Genomic DNA, 18,882 nt, shown 5'->3' on the forward strand with positions numbered 1-18,882 from the left:
TTTAAAAGTTATATGGGAACAATAGATAACATTAACGATCTTAACAAGTCTGATTTTTTGTCTTTATTTGGTAATGTTTTTGAAAAAACTGAGTCAGTTGCTGTGGAAGCATTTGAGTTAAAACCATTTAAAAACTTTGAAGATATTATGTTTAAAATGCTTGATATTTATGAAAATTACGAAAAGAATAAAATTTTAGAGATTTTAAATGCTCATCCTGAGCTTGCTGTAGCAAAAAAAATGACCTCTGAATCTATATCAGAACAAGCCTCTGCAAAATTAAACCAATGCTCTAATGATGAATATGAAGAATTTAAAAAATTAAATTCAGAATATAAAAAAAAGTTTAATTTTCCTTTTATAATTGCCGTAAAAGGTAAAGATAAAAATGAAATTTTGAATAATTTTAGACAAAGAATACAAAGTGATGTAGAAAGTGAATTCCTTGAAGCAAAAAAACAAGTAAAAAAAATTGCAACCTTTCGTTTGAATGAAATAAATAAAAAATGAAAAAATTTATAAGTGCAAAAATGATTAACTTAGCGGACCCAAGAATTGGATCTAAAGTTATATTTAAGACTGACGATTTTTTTGCAGCTGCTCATAGAATATTAAACATCGAAACTCCAGTTTTTAAAGATGGACTATTTGACAAACATGGTAAATGGATGGATGGATGGGAAACAAGGAGAAGAAGATCAAAAGGTTTTGATTATTTAATTTTAAAACTTGGTAAACCTGGGAAGATATTTGATATAGACATTGACACAACACACTTCAATGGAAACCATCCAACACATGCTTCGTTAGAGGGTTGCTTAAGTAAAACAAAGCCTAATAAGAAAACAAAATGGATTTCTTTACTGAGCAAAAAAAAACTTGGGCCAAGCCGAAACCATAGCTTCAAATCAAACAACAAATCTGTTTTTAATTATATAAGACTAAACATTTTTCCAGATGGTGGAGTTGCAAGACTAAGGCTTTATGGAAAAATTGAAATGGAGAAAAACTTTTTAAATAACAAAACTATCAACCTTACATCTGTTTTAAATGGCGCTTCAATTATTGGTTGTAATAATGAACATTTCGGCAGGGCTGAAAATATTATAGCACCTGGTAAAGGAAAAAATATGGGAGATGGTTGGGAAACAAGAAGAAGTAGAGGAAAAAACTATGATTGGCTTATAATAAAATTTGGAAAACCAGGATTAATAAAAAAACTAGAGATAGATACCCATCATTTTAAAGGAAACTACCCCGATAGTTGTTCAATTCAAACTGCAAGCATTTCAAAAAATCTGTCCAATAAATCAATTGTCAATAATTCAAAAAATTGGAAGTTTATTTTAAATAAGTCAAAACTGTCAGCTCACAAGAAACATATTTTTAAAAAATTCTTAATTAAAAGAAGTAAGGAAAATTATCTTAAAATAAATATCTATCCAGACGGTGGAATTTCAAGAATAAGGGCATTTGGAAATTTTGTGAGATGAAAATAATAAAAGCAAAAAAAATTACTAAAAAAAATTTTTCTAAATTTGGTCAATTAATAGATACGTCAAAAAAAAATCCTATAAATATTAATGATGGTTATGCAAAAAGATTTGATAATTTGATTAACGTAGATGCATCTAAAAACAAAGGGAAAGCAATTGTTAGTATTTTTAAAGCAAAAAAAAGAAGTTTTCCTATGAAAATTGACATGATGGAAAAACATCCTTTAGGAAGCCAAGCCTTTATACCAATGGAAGATACAAAATTTTTAGTATTTGTAGCACCAAAAGGAGATAAACCAGATGTAAATAAAATCCAATCTTTTTTAGTCCCAAAACAAACTGGGGTTAATTACAATGCTGGTATTTGGCACTTTCCGTTGATTTCTATGAAAAATATGAATTTTCTAATTGTTGATAGAAAAGGAAAAGGAAACAATCTTGTTATTTATAAATTTAAAAAAGATCAAATTATTTTGAAAAAATGAAAAAAAAGTACCTAAGAGATTTGGTTGGATATGGTTCCAAAAAAGTTAAGGTAAAGTGGCCTGGTAATGCTAAGTTGGCTTTGCAATTTGTGCTTAATTACGAGGAGGGAGCAGAGAATTGTACTCTTCATGGTGATAAAACTTCAGAAGTATTTTTATCAGAAATTATAGGAGCAAAACCAATTAAAGGTCGACACTTAAATATGGAATCAATTTATGAATATGGATCAAGAAGAGGGTTTTGGAGAATTCATGATCTATTTAATAAAAAAAAAATTCCACTTACTATTTTTGGAGTTGGTATGGCATTGGAAAGAAATAAAGAAGTTTGTTCGGCTATAAAAAAAGCAAATTATGAAGTTGCAAGTCATGGGTGGAGATGGATTGACTATCAAAATGTATCAAAGAAAAAAGAAAAGAATGATATGGAGCTTGCAGTCAAATCTATAAAAAAGATTTTCGGTAATCAACCTGCTGGTTGGTACACAGGTAGGTGTAGCGAAAATACTTTAGATTTAGTAATTAGTAATGGTAGTTTTTTATACTGTAGCGATACATACAGTGATGATCTTCCTTACTGGATTAAAAAAGGTAATAAAAAACAACTAATGATTCCTTACACACTTGATAACAATGATATGAGATTTGCAACCAATCAAGGATTTAATTCAGGTGAACAATTTTATAATTATTTAAAAGATAGTTTCGATGCACTTTATGAGGAAGGAAAAACTTCACCTAAGATGATGTCAGTTGGCTTGCATTGTAGATTAATTGGAAGACCTGGTAGAATACAGTCTCTTAAAAAATTTTTAAATTACATCACAAAATTTAAGGATATTTGGATCTGCAAAAGAGTAGACATAGCTAAACATTGGATAAAAAATTATAGTTAAAATTTTTATTATTGTTCCGCAGCTATAGAAGTATAGTGAGCAACCGCTTCTATTTCCTCATCAGTTAGTATACCATCCATTGCGGGCATTACTCCTATACCGTTTCTAACTGCCATTATAATTCTTTGAATATCAGGTCTAATTTCATTTAAATTTGGACCAACCATTGCGTTCGATCCAGCATCTGAAAGCATATGGCATGCTGCACAATTACCGGCCCCTAGAAAAACTTCTTTTCCTTTATTAAACAGTTGATCAGCATTAACGTGGGTTGACGATAATAATAACAAAAACAATAATGTATTAAAGAAATTTAAAAATAATTTTTTCACATAAATTTGGTATCATAATTAAAAAAATTTAAAAAGGAGAATTATGAAAGCTTATTGGATTGCAAATTATACTGAAATAAAAGACGACGAAAGACTTAAAAAATATGCTATTAAAGCTAAAGAAGCAGTTGAAAAATATTCTGGAAAAATAATAGCAAGAAGTGCAAATAATGTAACTTTGGAAGGTAGGGAAATGGTTAGAGTAGCACTTGCAGAATTTCCAGACATTGAAACAGCAAAAAATTGTTACAATTCCGAAGAGTATGTTGAAGCTAGAAAACATTTAGAAAATAATGCTGTTAGAGAACACATTATTTTTGAAGGAATGTAAAATTCAATAACAACATAATAAATGACACAACCATTTATAGATACAATTTTAGAAGAAGCAATTTCATGGATTGAATCTGATAAACAAGTAGTTCTTGCAACTGTAGTTCAAACATGGGGATCTTCTCCATTCCAAATTGGAAGCAAAATGATAATTGACGAAAAAGGTAATTTTTTAGGTTCAGTTTCGGGTGGTTGTGTGGAAACAAGCGTAATTACTGAATGTGTTGAACTAATAAAAAATAAAAATTCATTTAAGAAAATTGATTTCAAAGTCTCAGATGAAAATGCTTGGAGCGTAGGCCTTGCATGTGGAGGAGAAATGACTGTTTTTATAGAACAAATAAATTGATGAAAATAGAAATACTTAAAGAAATAATAAAAAAAAAATCATCCGATGAACAATTTGCTGTTTTAACTAATTTAAGTAATGGATCCTCTGAAATATATAAAATAGGAATACCTTTAAGTAATAATTTTATTAATTATAAAAACGATATAGAGAATTATTATAATTTAAAGAAAAGTGGCGTAATTAATAATACCGAAATTTTAATTCAAAATTATATTAAACCAATCGAAGTTATTATCATTGGCGCAGTACATATAACACAATATTTAATTAAATTTTTAAAAGATTTAAATTTTGATGTTACTGTAGTTGATCCAAGAGAATATTTCACAACTAAACAAAAATTTCGAAATGTTAAAATTATCAATAAATGGCCTGAAGAATTTTTTAAAAATATTCAAACAAACTCTAATACTGCTTTAATTACTTTGAGTCATGATCCAAAAATTGATGAGCCAGCGTTAAAACATGCTTTAAAAAAAAAGTTTTTTTATATAGGTGCTTTAGGGAGTAAAAAAACTCATAACAACAGATGTAAAAGATTAAAAGATGAAGGATTTAATGATAAAGAAATTGACTCTATACATGGACCAATTGGAATAAAACTAGGGGGAAAATCTGCTCCTGAAATAGCTTTATCAATTGTTGCACAACTAGTTTCTGAGACAAACAAATATAAAAATCTTTAGTACTGGATAGGTTCAGGATCTATACTTCTCCAAAGATACCATGTTGCAACCGAACAATAAGGTGAAAATTTTTTATTTAAATAAGAAACATAACGTTCAGGAGGTAAATATTTTTTATTATAATTTTGAGAAATAGCTCTTAAAAGTCCAATATCTTGTATAGGCCAAATATTGGGTCGATTATAGGTAAATAATAAGATCATTTCTGCTGACCACCTTCCAATTTGTCTAAGTTGAGAAAGATAAATAATAGCATCCTCATCAGACATTTTTGAAATCAGTCTTGGATTAAACTGTTTATTCAATACTTGTTTTGCTAAACTTTTAATTCCTTTTACCTTCTGTCTACTTAGACCACAGCTTTTTAATTGAGCGGTAGATAACTTACTAACAGATTTTGCATTAATTTTATTTTTACATTTTTTTTTAAATTTTAAAAAAACTGAATTAGCAGCAGCAACACTTATTTGTTGACCAACAATACTTTTACATAGAGAAAAGAAAACATCTTTTCTTGAAGTAAGAACTGTCTCTGATGGTGATTTATACTTTTTAATCAACGCTGACATTGTTTTATCTTTATCTGATAAATATTTTTTTGCTTTATTCCAATATGATGGTGTTTTAGTCATGTCGTGAAACAGATAGCTTTTTTTTCAAATACATCTCTCTTCTAAATATAATAATAGATGAAACAATAACCAATAAAGCACCTAATAATGTTTTAGAAGTTGGTATTTCATTCCAAATAAAATATCCAAATATTATAGCAAAGACTAATCCAAGGTATTTTAAAGGGGAAACTAAACTTACTTCTGAGTATTTATAAGATTCTGATAACCATAAATTAGCAAGGCCACCTAATATACCAACCATGGACAACAAAAATAAATCAATTAAACTTGGCAAAATCCATCCCTGATAAAAAGATAAAAAACTTAAAAGCATTATTGAAAATGAAAAGAAAAAACTAATTAACCAAGCTGGCTCAGTTGAGGATAATTTTCTAATAGCAATAGCAACGTAAGATAGGCCTAAACAAAAAATTATTGGATATATATAATATAAATTTAAAGAGCTAAAACCTGGTTCAGTTATGAAAATTATACCCACAAATCCAACTAAGACCGCTAGCCACCTATAAATACCAACTTTTTCTTTTAATAAAAAAATTGAAAATATTGTTATAAATATTGGTGCTGCAAAAGAAATACTTACAACTGTTGCTAAAGGTAAATTTCTTAAAGCTACAAATATAGAAACCAAAGCAATTAATCCTGCTAAACATCTTTTAAAATGCAAAAACGGTCTGGTTGTTTTATAAAAATCTAAATATCTGTCTTTAGGAATAAGAAATAAAATAGGAATTATTCCGCAAAATCCTCTGAAAAAGAGTACTTGTCCAACGGGATAATCATCAGACCATTTAACAATCACATCCATAAGTGAAAATGCACATACTGATATGAACATGTAAAAAAAGCCTAATTGATTTTTTGATAGCATATGATTAACTTTAGATTAATTAACTTAATTATCAATGGAAATAGCAATTTTAGGATTAGGATGTTTTTGGGGACCAGAAATTAAGTTTAGTAAACTTGATGGAGTTATAAAAACAGAAGTAGGATATTGTGGAGGAAACAATGCCGAAACAAATTACAAAGAAGTATGCACAGGTAGAACAAATCATGCGGAAGTAGTAAAATTAGACTTTGATCCTAAAGTAATATCTTACGAGAAAATTCTTGAATATTTTTTTGAAATTCATGACCCCACAACCTTAAATTCCCAAGGTCCAGATTTTGGAACCCAATATAGAAGTGAAATATTTTATTTAAATGATCAACAAAAAATTATTGCTGAAAAATTAATTGAAAAAGAGAACATCAAATTATCAGGAAAGGTTGTAACAAAAGCTTCATTAGTCAAAAATTATTGTCCAGCTGAAGAATATCATCAACGATATTTGGAAAAAAGATAAAATGTCTTTGGTTGATACAAGTTGGTTAGAAAATAATATTGATAAAGTAAAAATTATTGATTGCTCATGGCATATGCCTCAAACTCAAAGAAACGGTTTTAAGGAATATACAGAGGAACATATTCCTAATGCTATTTTTTTTGATTTAGATAAAAATTCTAAATTGGATACTGATTTACCACACATGCTCACTGATACTAAATCTTGGGAAAAAATAATGGGTAAAATGGGGATTGAAAATAATGATCGAATAGTAATTTATGATAATTCTGATGTTATTAGTTCTTGTAGATGTTGGTACAATTTAATTTATTATGGACATGATCCTAAACTAGTTCATGTTCTTGATGGTGGATTAAAAAAATGGAAAAAAGAAAATAAATCTACAGATAACAAAAAAGTAACCAATCAAACTTCAAAGTATGTATGTAAAGAAAATATAGAATTAGTTAAAAATAAAAAACAAATAGATGAAAACATTAATTCACATGAATTTAATGTTATTGATGCAAGAAGTAGAGAAAGATTTGAAGGCAAAGTTGCTGAACCAAGGAAAGGTCTTAGAAGTGGTTCAATAAAAAATTCTTTTTGCCTACCATTTTCTGAACTGGTAAACGAAGACCATACTTTCGTTAGTAAAGATAAAATAATGGAAAAATTTAACTCCTTTAAATTTGACCATGATAAAAATCTAGTATTTTCATGTGGTTCTGGAGTGACTGCAAGTGTATTGGCACTAGCTTATTCTTTAATAAATGCTAAATATATGCCGACAATTTACGATGGCTCTTGGGCTGAATACGGAAAAAATTAACTTATGAAAACATCTACAAAAATAACAAGTATAGTAATTATATTCTTCTTAATCATTGCAACAGTGATCATTGGAAGAACAATGATAGGAAATCATTTCAAAAAAAAATTTAGTAAAAGACCACCTCCTGGAATAATAATAACTACTACTCAAGAGAGAGTTTTTGAAAATGTTGTTAATACCTATGGGACTGCAACTCCAATTCAAACACAATCATTTAAAATCGAAAAATATGAAATACTAAAACCTATAAAATTTAATCAAAAAGTTAAAAAGGGTGATGTAATTGCTGAGCTTAAAAATCGAAAAGTTATTGCTCAATTTGATGGTGTTATTGGAAAAAGAGAATTTTCGGACGATATAGAGGTTTCAAAATCATCAATATTAATTAATCTTGAAGATACTAGCTCAATATATTGTGATGTAGATATACCTGAAATTTTTGTACCATTTATTGAGGTTGGTCTGCCAGTTGATATTAAATTTTCTGGATATAAAAATAAAATTTATAAAGGTGAAGTAGACTCTTTTGCTAGTAGGATAAGTGAAGATACTAGAGCTTTAGCAACAAGAATTAAGATGGACAATTCATCAAGTGAAATTTTACCTGGCTCATTTTTAGAAATATCAATTAAATATGACGTAAGAAATGGCTTAAGTGCTCCTGACACTAGTACAATTGTCGAGGGTGAAAATGTTTTTATTTATAAAGTAGATGATAAAAATAAAGTAATAAAAACAAAGGTAACCATTGGTGATAGATATTTAGGCTTTGTAGAAATATTAGATGGATTAAATAATGGAGATAAAATTGTTGCAGAAGGAACAAAAAAAGTAAGACCGAATTTAACAATCAGACCTATTGAAAAAGGTGCTAAAAAAAAACAAGGAAATTCTAGCTGGGGTAAAAAAGGCAAATCAAAAAAAGCTGAAGAAAAAAAAGGTAAATTTGATTGGTTAAAAAATATTTTTAAAAAATCAGATAAAGAGAAAAAATAATTAAATGTATATAACTGAAGTTAGCATTAAACGACCTGTTGTTGCTTGGGTTATGTCTTTAATATTGATAATTTTTGGTGTTTTCGTCTTTTTTGAATTGCCAGTACGAGAACTTCCAGATGGTATACAGCCACCAGTAGTTCAAGTTCAAACTGATTATAAATCTGCTTCTGCTGAAATCGTTGATGAAGAAATAACTCAAAAATTAGAGGATGTAATTGGAGGCGCTGAGGGTATCAAAAATATTGACTCAAGTTCTCTCAATGGAAGAAGTAGAATTAATATTCAATTCAACACAGACATTGATTTAGATGATGCAGCAAATGATATTAGAGAACGAGTTGCAAGAGTTGTAGATAATTTACCAAGTGAGTCAAACCCTCCACAAATTTTAAAACAGGCAGCAGGTTTTACAACTACAATGTGGGTTGCTTTATCATCTCCAACATGGAATGATTTAGATCTTGGTGATTATGCTGAAAGATATCTAATAGATGCATTTTCAAGCGTGCCAAACGTAGGTCGAATTTTAGTTGGTGGATTAAGAGAGCTTAGTGTTAGAGTTTGGATAGATCCAATAAAATTAGCTGCAAACAATCTTACAATTCAAGAAGTTGAAAGAGCTCTTAGAAATGAGAACATAAATCTTCCAGCTGGAACCTTAGAAGCTAATAACAAAGACTTAACTTTAAACATTGATAAATCCTATTCTAATATTGATACTATTAAACAATTACCACTTAAGAAAAATAAAGAAAAAGTTATTATTTTATCTGACGTGGCTAATATAGAGTTTGGACCTGTTTCAGAAAAAACTTTATTTAAAGCACAAAGAAAAAATGCAGTAAATTTAAAAACTGTAGGAATTGGAATTTATGCAAAAAGTGGCGCATCAACGGTAGAGCTTTCCAAACAAATAAAAATTAAAATTAAAGAACTTAACAAATCCTTACCTGATGGATTAAAGTTAGAGATAGCATTTAACAGAGCGACCTACATTGGTGCAGCAATTGAAGAAGTATATAAAAGTCTATTAATTGCATTCGTACTAGTTGTTTTAATTATTTATCTTTTTTTAGGCAATCTAAAAGCTGTAATAGTTCCTGCGGTTGCTTTACCAGTTAGTCTTATTGGATCATTTCTTGGGTTATATATATTTGATCTATCAATTAATATTTTTGTATTACTAAGTTTTATTCTAGCAATTGGTATAATCACTGATGACTCTGTAATCATGACTGATGCAATCTATACAAGAATTGAAAATGGAGAAACACCTTTAGTGGCTGCTTACAAAGGTTCTAAACAAATTACATTTGCAATTATTGCAACGACTTTAATTCTTGTAGCAGTATTTTTACCTTTAATTTTTATTAAAGGAATATCTGGAACTTTGTTTAAAGAAACAGCAATAGCCTTATCTTTTTCAATTGTTGTATCTTCTTTTGTGGCATTAACATTATCTCCAATGCTAGGTAGTAAATTTTTAAATAAAAAAGAAAAAATTAATTTTTTTGTAAAAAAATTTAATAATGGATTTAAATCTTTTACAGGATTTTATATTAATTCCCTTAAATATTGGGTGAATAAGCAAAAAACAATTTCTGTGTTTATAATTTTAATTATTGCTGCTTCAGCTTATTTATTTAGTTTTTCTAAAAAAGAATTGATACCAATTGAAGATAGGGGTGCTTATTTAATCATTGGGTCAACTGATGAAGGAAGTTCATTTGAATATACTCAAGAAAAAGCGCAAATAATTGAAGGAAGAATATTAAAATTATTGCAGGCAGAAGACAGTCCATATGCAAGACTAATCATGAGAGTTCCTGGTTTCGGAAGATCTGCAACATCTTATAACAGCTTTATAATTATTGCATTACTTGATGAATGGAAAAATAGAGAAAAAGGTAGTCAAACAATATTAAGAGAAGCAATTGGACAAGTGGTTTCTGTGCCCGAAACTTTTGCCTTTCCAATTTCTCCACAATCAATAAGAGTATCTAGTTACAATAAGCCCGTTCAAATGGTTATATATGGATCTAGCTATGAAGAATTAGAGGAAATTCAAAATAGTGTCTTAAGAGAGTTAAGAAAAAATAGAAATATGTCTAGAATTGAAAGTGATTATACAAAAAATAAACCTGAGGTGAAATTAATCACTAATAAAAACAGAGCAAATGATTTGGGAGTTTCTACTGAAAATATAGGTAGAACTCTAGAAACTCTTTATGGAGGAAAAAGAGTAACAACTTTTAGTAAAGAGGGAAGAGAATACCCAATTATTTTACAACAATATCTAGCAGACAGAAGAGATAAAGATGGGTTGTCAAAAATTTATGTTAGATCTGAAACAACTGGTAAACTTGTATCTATTGCAAGTTTAGTTGAGTTTAAAGAGAAAGGCACTGCTGAAGCGCTTCCAAGATACAATCGTCAAAGAGCAGTTACAATTTCTGCTGCGCTTGCAGAAGATTACACTCTAACAGAGGCTATAAAATACTTGGAAGATGTCATGATTAGAGTTGCTCCTCAAAATCAAATTACTTGGAAAGGAAAATCTGAAGAATTAAAAGAAACAACAAACGAAATATACTTAATCTTTGCTCTTGCGTTGTTAACTGCTTATTTAGTTATGGCAGCAACATTTAACTCATTTGTTCATCCATTTATCATTATTTTAACAGTTCCATTAGCTGTATTTGGTGGCTTGGTATTTATTTTATTTTTAAATAGTTCTGTAAATATTTTCTCTCAAATCGCTTTAATAATTCTCATTGGTATATCTACAAAGAATAGTATTTTGATTGTAGATTATACAAACCAGATAAGAACTACCGGTGTTAAAATTCAGGACGCTATAATTAAAGCTTGCCAACTAAGAATTCGACCAATCATAATGACTTCACTTAGTACAATGATAGCAATGCTTCCGTTAGTTATTGGGAATATTGGCCCTGGTGCAGGTGAAGGCTCTAGATTAGCCGTAGGTTCTACAATTTTAGGAGGAATGATTATTTCAACCTTCTTTACCTTATATGTAACTCCAACGATGTATTTAGCTCTTGCAAAAAATACTAAGCGTATCGATGCAGTTGATATAGAATTAAAAAAACAGCTGAATTAAAAAATAATATATTTTGACGTTGATAAAGAATTTTTACATTCTGATAATTGTTGCTTATAAATATTTGATTGTTTCTCCACTCTTTTGGCTAAATTAATAACTTTTTTATTATTTTTATAATTTTTATAGTTACCCCACCCTTCATGATAAGCAATATACTGCTTGAAGGCATCTTTTTTTGAAACTTTTAATATTTTTTCAGTTTTATTTGTATACCAACCAATAAAATCTACACTGTCTTTAAATCTAGATCTCGTTGCAAATTTATTTCCAGTTTCGTGCTTGTATTGTTTCCATGTTCCTTTCACCGCTTGCGAATAACCAAAAGAACTTGATGGTCTCTTATAAGGCACTACTTTAAATAACTTCTGTCTAGGGGGTTTTGCTAACCAATCAAAGCTGGATTCCATTTTTATAATAGCAAGTTGCAAATAAACTGGAGTTCCCCATTTTTTTTCAGTTTTTTTTGCATGTTTATACCACATGTATCTTTCATCAAATATTGCACAACTATTAGAAGTATTTTTAGGGATAGATGAACAACCTGAAATTAAAATTATTAAAATGAATAAATAATTAATTTTTAAAATTTTCATTTTTTTTAAAGATGTGTCTCACAACAATTGGTAGAATTACTCCAGCTAAATTTCCAAATAAATCGGGATATTCAAAACTTCTATTTGGAATGATGTAATGCATAATTTCTAATAAAAAAGAGAGAAATATTAAATAAATACTTAAATAAATAATTTGATTTGCTTTAAAATAAGTCAGAAATCCTACAACTGAAAGAATGAAAAATGAGTAAAAATGATTTGTTGAAATAATAAAATCTGCAGTTAACTGTGGTTGAATTGTACAATTATTAAAAATTATACATCCTAATAAACTTCCAGGAAATAAATATTCTAATAAAAGAATAAGATTACACAAATAGAAAATAAATTTATATTTCGAAAAATAATTAATCATTAATAATATAGTTTTATTTATCAAATTGATTTAAAAGATAAACAAATGAGTCATTTAATTTTAGTGAGACACGGTCAAAGTGTGTGGAATCTTGAAAAGAAATTTACTGGTTGGGTTGATGTAGATCTAACAGAAAATGGAAAATCAGAGGCAAAAAAGGCTGGTGGACTAATAAAACAAGAAAATATTGGAGTTAATCTGTATTACTCATCTTTTCAATTAAGAGCTAAAAATACTTTAAGAATTATACAGGAAGAATTGCAAGATTTTAAGGAAGTAAAGAGTGCATGGGAATTAAACGAAAGACATTATGGTGCTCTTACTGGATTAAATAAAGATGAAATGAAAAAAAAACTTGGAGAAGAAAAAGTTCATCAATTTAGACGTTCTTGGGATCTAAGACCAGACCCTTTAGATAAAAAAAATCCATATCACCCTCTTAATATTGAAACTTACAAAGAAATTCCTTTTGAGAAAATTCCAGATACTGAGTCACTTAAAGATACATATGAAAGAGTAATAAAATTTTATAAAAAAGAGATAGAAAACAAAACAAGTGAAAATATTCTAATTTCCGCTCATGGAAACTCTATAAGAGCTTTATGCAAATATTTGTTTAATTTAGATAACAATGAAATCTCTAAACTTGAAATTCCTACTGGGAACCCCCTTTTAATTGAATTAGAAAACAGCGAAATTTCTAATTGTAAATATCTTGATCAAGAAAGAGCTAAAGATCTTTTAGTTTTTTAAAAATATCTAGATCGGTTAAATGATAAAAGTCTTTTTGGCTTTCATAACCAAATAACTTTTTTTGATCTAATAAATTATTCCAAATTTCCAAAATTGAGTAATTTTCTATTTTCTCTTTAATAAATAATTTTTTATTAATTATTTGACATCCAATATAAATAAATTCTTTTTCAGCCTCTTTGTTAATTAAATTATTTTTTAAATTGAAATCTCCTTTTAATTTTTTATCGAAACTTAATTTTTTATTTGCCAAGAGAAGAATGTTTTCTAATTTTTCAGAAAAATACTTTTTTTCCATTTTTATTATCTCGTCTTTATAGTCATTCCTCCAGATTGTATCTGGATTAAAAATTATAAAATCTCTTTCATTGGAGTCTTTAATCATATTTTGAATACCTCCCCCTGTATCCAAAATATGCTCACCATCTTCAATTATTTTGATATCAATATTGAAATTTTTACTGTTTAAAAAAACTGAAAATTGATCCTTTAAATAAAAAGTATTTATTAAGATTTTTTGAATACCAAGTTTTTCGATTAAATTAATACATCTCTCCAGCATACTTACATCTTTAATCTCTAATAAAGGTTTAGGAGTATTTAAAGTAATTGGGTTTAATCTCTTACCAAAACCTGCACATAAAATTAAAGCTGTATTTATTTTCACAAATTTACCTTATAAATTTTGGAAAATTATTTTTTAACAACAGCATCAAATTATTAAATTGATTTTGCTCTTTAATTCTATGATTAATCAATTCCCAAGCGTAAGGAATTAATTTAAGATATTTTTTTTTATTATCTCTTTCAGCTAAGCGCATAAATATACCAATTATTTTTAAATTCCTTAAAACAGATAATATTTCAAAATCTTTTTTAAATTTTTCCAAATCAATTTTTTTATTCGTTTTAATATAAAATTTAAATACTTTCTCTTTCAGTTCATTGGATGTTTTCAATCTTACGTCGTCAATTAAAGATGCTAAATCGTAAGCTCTATTACCAATTAGTGCATCTTGACTATCAATTACTGCAATTTTTTTATTGTAATACATCAAATTTGAAACGTGAAAATCTCTATGAACAAATGTAACATTTTTATAATTTAATTTTGATAATAATTTTTTTATCTCTAATCTAAATTTTTTTTTAAATTGAATACTTTTGGATTTAGACAATATCTTTGGCGCATACCAGTCACAAAAAAGTTTAGTTTCATCAATCAAAGTTTTGTTTTTATATTCTTGAACTTTATATAATTTGTTTTTAAAATTTTTTACTTTTTTATCTTTTATTAATTGTATTTTATTTAAAATTTTTATTATCTTCTTAAAAATGACATATTTATTATTCTTTTTATTTTTTAAAATTTGAAACAAAGTTTGATCTCCAAAGTCATTTATTTCTACATAATTATTAATGTAATTTTCACTTATTAGATTTGGTGCTAAAATTTTATTTTTAATTAAGATTTTATTTACCGCATCATAAATTAAAAGATTTTTTAACTTTTCTTTCTTGGATATTACAATAATAGATTTATTTTCTCTGTTTCTATAAAATTCTCTAAAAGACGCGTCACCTTTTATTTTTTTTAATTTTGCTAAGCTTTTCATCAAAATAGGTTTTAATTTAAACTTTTATATCTACAGTTCTATCATTTAATTGATTTAAATAATTAAATGTTAAAGTTATAGATTTTATATCTTGTTTATCAGCAATCAATTGTGGCCATTCTATAAGTGTTATTAATTTATTATCTTTTTCAAAAATATCTAAATTATTGACATCTTCCTTCCTATTAATTCTAAATAAATCATAATGTTTTATTCTTATATCTTTCACCTGATACTCATTTAATAAACTAAAAGTAGGGCTTGTAATTTCTGTTTGAATTAAATTATTTATTTTTTGATACTCATTTATAAAATATTTAACAAAGGTTGTTTTACCAACGCCCATCTCTCCATATAAAAAAACAAACTCACCACCTTTAAGATATTTTGAAAATTCTTTAGCTAATTCTTTAGTTAACTTCTCTGATGTGATATCAATTGTGCTATCTTTAATAGCGATAGGCATCTGGTTTGAAAGGACCTTCTGTTCCAACGCTTATATAATCTGCTTGCTCTTTTGATAATTTTGTTAGTTTTGCCCCAACTTTTTTTAAATGCAAAGTTGCTACTTTTTCATCTAAATGTTTTGGAAGTACATAAACTTTATTTTCATAATTTTTATGATTATGCCAAAGTTCTATTTGAGCAATAACTTGATTGGTAAATGATGCACTCATTACAAAGCTTGGATGTCCAGTTGCACAACCAAGATTAACTAATCTTCCTTCAGCTAAAAGAATAATTCTTTTACCACTAGGCAACTCTATTTCATGCACTTGAGGTTTTACTTCAGTCCACTTATAATTCTTAAGAGCCTCAACTTGTATTTCATTATCAAAATGACCAATATTACATAAGATAGCTCTGTCCTTCATATCTCTCATATGATCAGCGGTAACAATATCTTTGTTACCTGTGGCTGTTACAACTATATCCGCTCTACTTATAGCCTCCTCCATTAATACCACTTCATAACCTTCCATTGCAGCTTGGAGAGCACAAATTGGATCTGCCTCAGTAACTAAAACTCTAGCACCACTTTGTCTTAAAGATGCAGCACTTCCTTTTCCAACGTCTCCAAAACCAGCGACAATTGCAATTTTTCCAGACATCATTACATCAGTAGCTCTTCTTATCCCGTCTACTAAACTTTCTCTACATCCATATAAATTATCAAATTTTGATTTTGTGACAGAATCATTCACGTTTATTGCTGGAACCAAAAGGGATTTATCTTTTTCCATTTTATTTAGTGCTTTAATTCCAGTGGTAGTCTCTTCTGAAACACCCTTAATATCTTTCATTAAATCTTGATATTCTTTATGCATGATAGCTGTTAAATCTCCACCATCATCTAATAACATGTTAGGCTTCCAGTCAGGTTTTCCAACTATAGTTTGTTTAATACACCATAAATATTCCTCTTCTGTTTCTCCTTTCCAGGCATAAACAGGGATCCCAGCCTTTGCAATTGCAGCAGCTGCATGATCTTGAGTTGAAAAAATATTACAAGAAGACCAACGAACTTCAGCACCTAATGCAACTAAAGTTTCGATTAGTACAGCTGTTTGAATTGTCATATGAAGACATCCTATAATCTTTGCACCCTTTAATGGTTTATCTTTATAATACTCTTCTCTTAAAGCCATTAAACCAGGCATTTCACTTTCAGCTATTGATATTTCTTTTCTGCCAAATTCAGCTTGAGTAATGTCTTTTACTTTATAATCTTCCATGGCAAGCTTTATACAGCTAAGTATTTATTTATCAAGAAATGATTAAACATTGGGAAATCTTATCTCTATCATTGCTCCTTCTTTATCAATACGATTAGATGCTACAATTTCACCATCGTGGAGTTCAACTAAGTTTTTTACTATATTTAGACCTAGGCCTGAGTGTTCACCAAATTTTTCAGGTCTATTACTATAAAATCTTTTAAATATTCTTGATGTATCTTTTTCTTTAAATCCTTGTCCCTCATCAATAATTTTTATTGATATTTGATTTTTTCCATTAAGAGAAACATCAACAAAAACATTAGTGCCATCTTTACTAAATGATATTGAATTATCTAATAAATTTGCAATGATTTGTTCAATTCTGTTTTCTATACCATTTATTAAATATTTATCTTTTCCATCATTTTTATATTCAATTTTAATTCCTTTTTTCACTTGATGAATATTGTTATAATCATCAACAACAGATTGAATGATAGGTTCAATATCAATTTTTTTCATTTGTTCTTTACTTAAAGCAACTTCGTCCTTTAACATTTGAGAATAATCAGTAATTAATCTTTCTATTCTTTGAACATCATGACTAAGTATATTCAATAATCTATTTCTTTGTTCGCTATCATTTGTGTCTTTTAAAATTTCCGATGCACTTTTTAAAGATGCTAATGGATTTCTAATTTCATGAACTAAATCTGTAGAAAAGTTTTCTGCATGTGTAACTCTATTTTGAAGCTCATTTGTCATATCCTCTAAAGAATTAGATAAAAGTCCTAATTCATCATTTCTTTTTTTTAAATTTTCAATACCTGGTTTAATTTGACTTTTTTCTTTGATACGAATTGTATATCCAACGAGATTTTGTATTGGTTTAATAAAATATCTACTCAAAACAAAAGAAAAAATTAATATTACAAATCCTACTGATACAGCTGTTCTTATTACAAATGCTTTTCTCTCATCTATCGCTGTCTTTATTTCATTAGCGTTTTCTGTAATAGCTACATAACCAAGATTAATTTCATTCTTTGTAACATTCTTAATTGTTGTTACATTAAATTGATTTAAACCTTCTTGCGTAAATGTGTAAGGAGCTCCTAAATTTTCAGAACTAGAATAATTTTTCAATATATCTTTGAATGAAACAGGTTTTTTTTCATCAATTTTTATATTTTTTTCCTCAATAGTTTTTTCTATTTCCTCATTATCTAAACTTTCATATTCAATTTTATCAAGTCTTGTAGAGAATGACCTTGGATCAAGATCTAATGTATCAGTGTCTCCAATAAGGTTAAGTTGATCGTCAAAAAATATTACTCTATCTAAATTCTGAAAAATAAACCTTGTAGAAAATAAAAATCTTCTAATGTCATCTGATTGGAATTTAACATCTAGCCTAAGAATATTATCAATAGTGTTGTTAATAATGTTTGTATGGTTTTGAGATTTTTTTTTTATTAAACTTGGCTGAATATTGTTTAGATATATGAATGTAAATAGTCCAATAATTGTAAAAATTACAAAATTTATAAATAAAAATTTTTTTAATATAGAAAGAGTTTTTAAGTATTTACTAAACATTAGCTAACATTCCATCTATATCCACTACCATACCTAGTTTCAATAGCTGAAAAATCAGGATCTACTTTTTTAAATTTTTTTCTAATTCTTTTTACGTGACTATCAATAGTTCTATCCTCAATATCTGTATCCTCTCGATAAGCTATATCCATAAGCTGAGCTCTTTCTTTAATTATACCAGGCCTCTTTGCTAATTCTTTAACGATTAAAAACTCAGTAGTCGTCAATTTATCAGGCAGCTGTTTTCCATTCCATTCGCACTCGAGTTGTGATGGATCTAATTTTAATCTTCCATGAGATATCAGGCTTTTATTTTCCTCTAAAATATTATTTGAATCTTTTTTTCTTAACTGCACTCTAATTCTTTCAATCAAAACTTTTATAGAAAAACCTCCTGATTTTTTTACAAAATCATCTGCGCCTAGCTTTAGACCTAACAACTCATCAATTTCATCATCTTTAGATGTTAAAAAAATTACTGGTAGGGAAGTTTTTTTTCGAAGTTTTTTTAATAATTCTTCTCCATCCATCTTGGGCATTTTTATATCTATGACTGCTAAGTCGGGTGGCATTCTGGTTAAACCGATTAATGCGCTTTCACCATCAATGTATGTTTGAACTTTAAAACCCTCTTTTTCTAATGCGATACTCAAACTTGTTAAAATATTTCTATCATCATCTATCAAGGCTATTGTTTGTTTTTGCATAAAGTAATTT

The 18,882-nt window shown here is 28.0% G+C and carries 23 protein-coding genes; 12 read left to right on the plus strand and 11 right to left on the minus strand.

All coding sequences use genetic code 11. The features are described from left to right. The first annotated feature begins 12 nt into the window (after positions 1–12). From uraD to puuE, 4 genes are read left to right on the plus strand one after another with little or no spacing between them, the layout of a single operon-like run. Complete coding sequence (gene uraD / locus AMO08_RS00300; RefSeq protein ID WP_075484234.1) at positions 13–510, plus strand: 2-oxo-4-hydroxy-4-carboxy-5-ureidoimidazoline decarboxylase; 498 nt, start codon at positions 13–15, stop codon at positions 508–510. Then, the gene (gene alc, locus AMO08_RS00305) at positions 507–1,493 is read left to right on the plus strand and encodes an allantoicase (protein ID WP_075484235.1); all 987 of its coding nucleotides are present in this window, start codon (positions 507–509) and stop codon (positions 1,491–1,493) included. The genes uraD and alc overlap by 4 nt, the downstream gene beginning before the upstream one ends. After that, complete coding sequence (locus AMO08_RS00310) at positions 1,490–1,981, plus strand: ureidoglycolate lyase (protein WP_075484236.1); 492 nt, start codon at positions 1,490–1,492, stop codon at positions 1,979–1,981. Before alc ends, AMO08_RS00310 begins: the two co-directional genes overlap by 4 nt. After that, positions 1,978–2,877 carry an allantoinase PuuE gene (puuE, locus tag AMO08_RS00315; protein WP_075484237.1) on the plus strand — a complete coding sequence of 300 codons (900 nt, stop codon included), beginning with the start codon at positions 1,978–1,980 and terminating at the stop codon, positions 2,875–2,877. Before AMO08_RS00310 ends, puuE begins: the two co-directional genes overlap by 4 nt. Positions 2,878–2,885: 8 nt before the next feature. Here the strand turns inward: puuE and AMO08_RS00320 are convergent, their stop codons facing one another. Then, on the minus strand, positions 2,886–3,209 hold the full coding sequence (locus AMO08_RS00320; protein WP_075484238.1) for a c-type cytochrome: 324 nt from the start codon (positions 3,207–3,209) through the stop codon (positions 2,886–2,888). Between the two features lie 43 nt (positions 3,210–3,252). Between AMO08_RS00320 and AMO08_RS00325 the strand changes: the two genes are divergently transcribed. The 3 genes from AMO08_RS00325 to AMO08_RS00335 are packed head-to-tail and all read left to right on the plus strand — an operon-like array spanning position 3,253 to position 4,580. Then, positions 3,253–3,540 carry a DUF1330 domain-containing protein gene (locus tag AMO08_RS00325; RefSeq protein ID WP_075484239.1) on the plus strand — a complete coding sequence of 96 codons (288 nt, stop codon included), beginning with the start codon at positions 3,253–3,255 and terminating at the stop codon, positions 3,538–3,540. Between the two features lie 21 nt (positions 3,541–3,561). Next, on the plus strand, positions 3,562–3,891 hold the full coding sequence (locus tag AMO08_RS00330) for an XdhC family protein (RefSeq protein WP_075484240.1): 330 nt from the start codon (positions 3,562–3,564) through the stop codon (positions 3,889–3,891). Beyond that, positions 3,891–4,580 (plus strand): XdhC family protein, encoded by a 690-nt coding sequence (locus tag AMO08_RS00335; RefSeq protein ID WP_075484241.1) that lies wholly within the window; start codon positions 3,891–3,893, stop codon positions 4,578–4,580. The genes AMO08_RS00330 and AMO08_RS00335 overlap by 1 nt, the downstream gene beginning before the upstream one ends. Here the strand turns inward: AMO08_RS00335 and AMO08_RS00340 are convergent. Both AMO08_RS00340 and AMO08_RS00345 read right to left on the minus strand, forming a co-directional pair. After that, entirely contained in the window at positions 4,577–5,212 is a 636-nt protein-coding gene (locus AMO08_RS00340) for a DNA-3-methyladenine glycosylase family protein (protein WP_075484242.1), read from the minus strand. The genes AMO08_RS00335 and AMO08_RS00340 overlap by 4 nt on opposite strands. Then, positions 5,205–6,086 (minus strand): DMT family transporter, encoded by an 882-nt coding sequence (locus AMO08_RS00345; protein ID WP_075484243.1) that lies wholly within the window; start codon positions 6,084–6,086, stop codon positions 5,205–5,207. Before AMO08_RS00345 ends, AMO08_RS00340 begins: the two co-directional genes overlap by 8 nt. A 34-nt stretch (positions 6,087–6,120) precedes the next feature. Between AMO08_RS00345 and msrA the strand changes: the two genes are divergently transcribed. From msrA to AMO08_RS00365, 4 genes are read left to right on the plus strand one after another with little or no spacing between them, the layout of a single operon-like run. Next, a complete protein-coding gene (gene msrA / locus AMO08_RS00350) occupies positions 6,121–6,564 on the plus strand; it encodes a peptide-methionine (S)-S-oxide reductase MsrA (protein ID WP_075484244.1) in 444 nt (147 codons plus the stop codon). 1 nt (position 6,565) lies between these two features. Beyond that, the gene (locus tag AMO08_RS00355; RefSeq protein WP_075484245.1) at positions 6,566–7,378 is read left to right on the plus strand and encodes a sulfurtransferase; all 813 of its coding nucleotides are present in this window, start codon (positions 6,566–6,568) and stop codon (positions 7,376–7,378) included. Between the two features lie 3 nt (positions 7,379–7,381). Beyond that, positions 7,382–8,377: an efflux RND transporter periplasmic adaptor subunit gene (locus AMO08_RS00360; protein ID WP_075484246.1), complete on the plus strand. Its 996-nt coding sequence runs from the start codon at positions 7,382–7,384 to the stop codon at positions 8,375–8,377. A gap of 4 nt (positions 8,378–8,381) precedes the next feature. Then, complete coding sequence (locus AMO08_RS00365; protein WP_075484247.1) at positions 8,382–11,504, plus strand: efflux RND transporter permease subunit; 3,123 nt, start codon at positions 8,382–8,384, stop codon at positions 11,502–11,504. Here the strand turns inward: AMO08_RS00365 and AMO08_RS00370 are convergent. Next, the gene (locus AMO08_RS00370) at positions 11,501–12,100 is read right to left on the minus strand and encodes a transglycosylase SLT domain-containing protein (protein WP_075484248.1); all 600 of its coding nucleotides are present in this window, start codon (positions 12,098–12,100) and stop codon (positions 11,501–11,503) included. The genes AMO08_RS00365 and AMO08_RS00370 overlap by 4 nt on opposite strands. Further along, complete coding sequence (locus AMO08_RS00375; protein WP_075484249.1) at positions 12,081–12,476, minus strand: hypothetical protein; 396 nt, start codon at positions 12,474–12,476, stop codon at positions 12,081–12,083. Before AMO08_RS00375 ends, AMO08_RS00370 begins: the two co-directional genes overlap by 20 nt. A gap of 45 nt (positions 12,477–12,521) precedes the next feature. On the opposite strand from AMO08_RS00375, the gene AMO08_RS00380 reads away from it, so the two are divergent. After that, positions 12,522–13,229, plus strand: a complete 708-nt coding sequence (locus AMO08_RS00380) for a 2,3-bisphosphoglycerate-dependent phosphoglycerate mutase (RefSeq protein WP_075484250.1) — start codon at positions 12,522–12,524, stop codon at positions 13,227–13,229. Here the strand turns inward: AMO08_RS00380 and AMO08_RS00385 are convergent. From AMO08_RS00385 to AMO08_RS00410, 6 genes are read right to left on the minus strand one after another with little or no spacing between them, the layout of a single operon-like run. Continuing rightward, positions 13,207–13,896, minus strand: a complete 690-nt coding sequence (locus AMO08_RS00385; RefSeq protein ID WP_075484251.1) for a sugar phosphate nucleotidyltransferase — start codon at positions 13,894–13,896, stop codon at positions 13,207–13,209. The genes AMO08_RS00380 and AMO08_RS00385 overlap by 23 nt on opposite strands. A 4-nt stretch (positions 13,897–13,900) precedes the next feature. Continuing rightward, positions 13,901–14,845, minus strand: a complete 945-nt coding sequence (locus AMO08_RS00390) for a phosphotransferase (protein ID WP_075484252.1) — start codon at positions 14,843–14,845, stop codon at positions 13,901–13,903. A gap of 16 nt (positions 14,846–14,861) precedes the next feature. Beyond that, positions 14,862–15,311 (minus strand): tRNA (adenosine(37)-N6)-threonylcarbamoyltransferase complex ATPase subunit type 1 TsaE, encoded by a 450-nt coding sequence (gene tsaE, locus AMO08_RS00395; RefSeq protein WP_075484253.1) that lies wholly within the window; start codon positions 15,309–15,311, stop codon positions 14,862–14,864. Continuing rightward, complete coding sequence (gene ahcY / locus AMO08_RS00400) at positions 15,295–16,581, minus strand: adenosylhomocysteinase (protein ID WP_075484254.1); 1,287 nt, start codon at positions 16,579–16,581, stop codon at positions 15,295–15,297. The genes tsaE and ahcY overlap by 17 nt, the downstream gene beginning before the upstream one ends. Positions 16,582–16,623: 42 nt before the next feature. Further along, the gene (locus AMO08_RS00405; RefSeq protein WP_075484255.1) at positions 16,624–18,165 is read right to left on the minus strand and encodes a sensor histidine kinase; all 1,542 of its coding nucleotides are present in this window, start codon (positions 18,163–18,165) and stop codon (positions 16,624–16,626) included. After that, the gene (locus tag AMO08_RS00410; RefSeq protein WP_075484256.1) at positions 18,165–18,872 is read right to left on the minus strand and encodes a response regulator transcription factor; all 708 of its coding nucleotides are present in this window, start codon (positions 18,870–18,872) and stop codon (positions 18,165–18,167) included. Before AMO08_RS00410 ends, AMO08_RS00405 begins: the two co-directional genes overlap by 1 nt. Positions 18,873–18,882 lie beyond the last annotated feature (10 nt).

It is taken from the genome of Candidatus Pelagibacter communis (assembly GCF_001180205.1).
Lineage (GTDB): Bacteria > Pseudomonadota > Alphaproteobacteria > Pelagibacterales > Pelagibacteraceae > Pelagibacter > Pelagibacter ubique_O.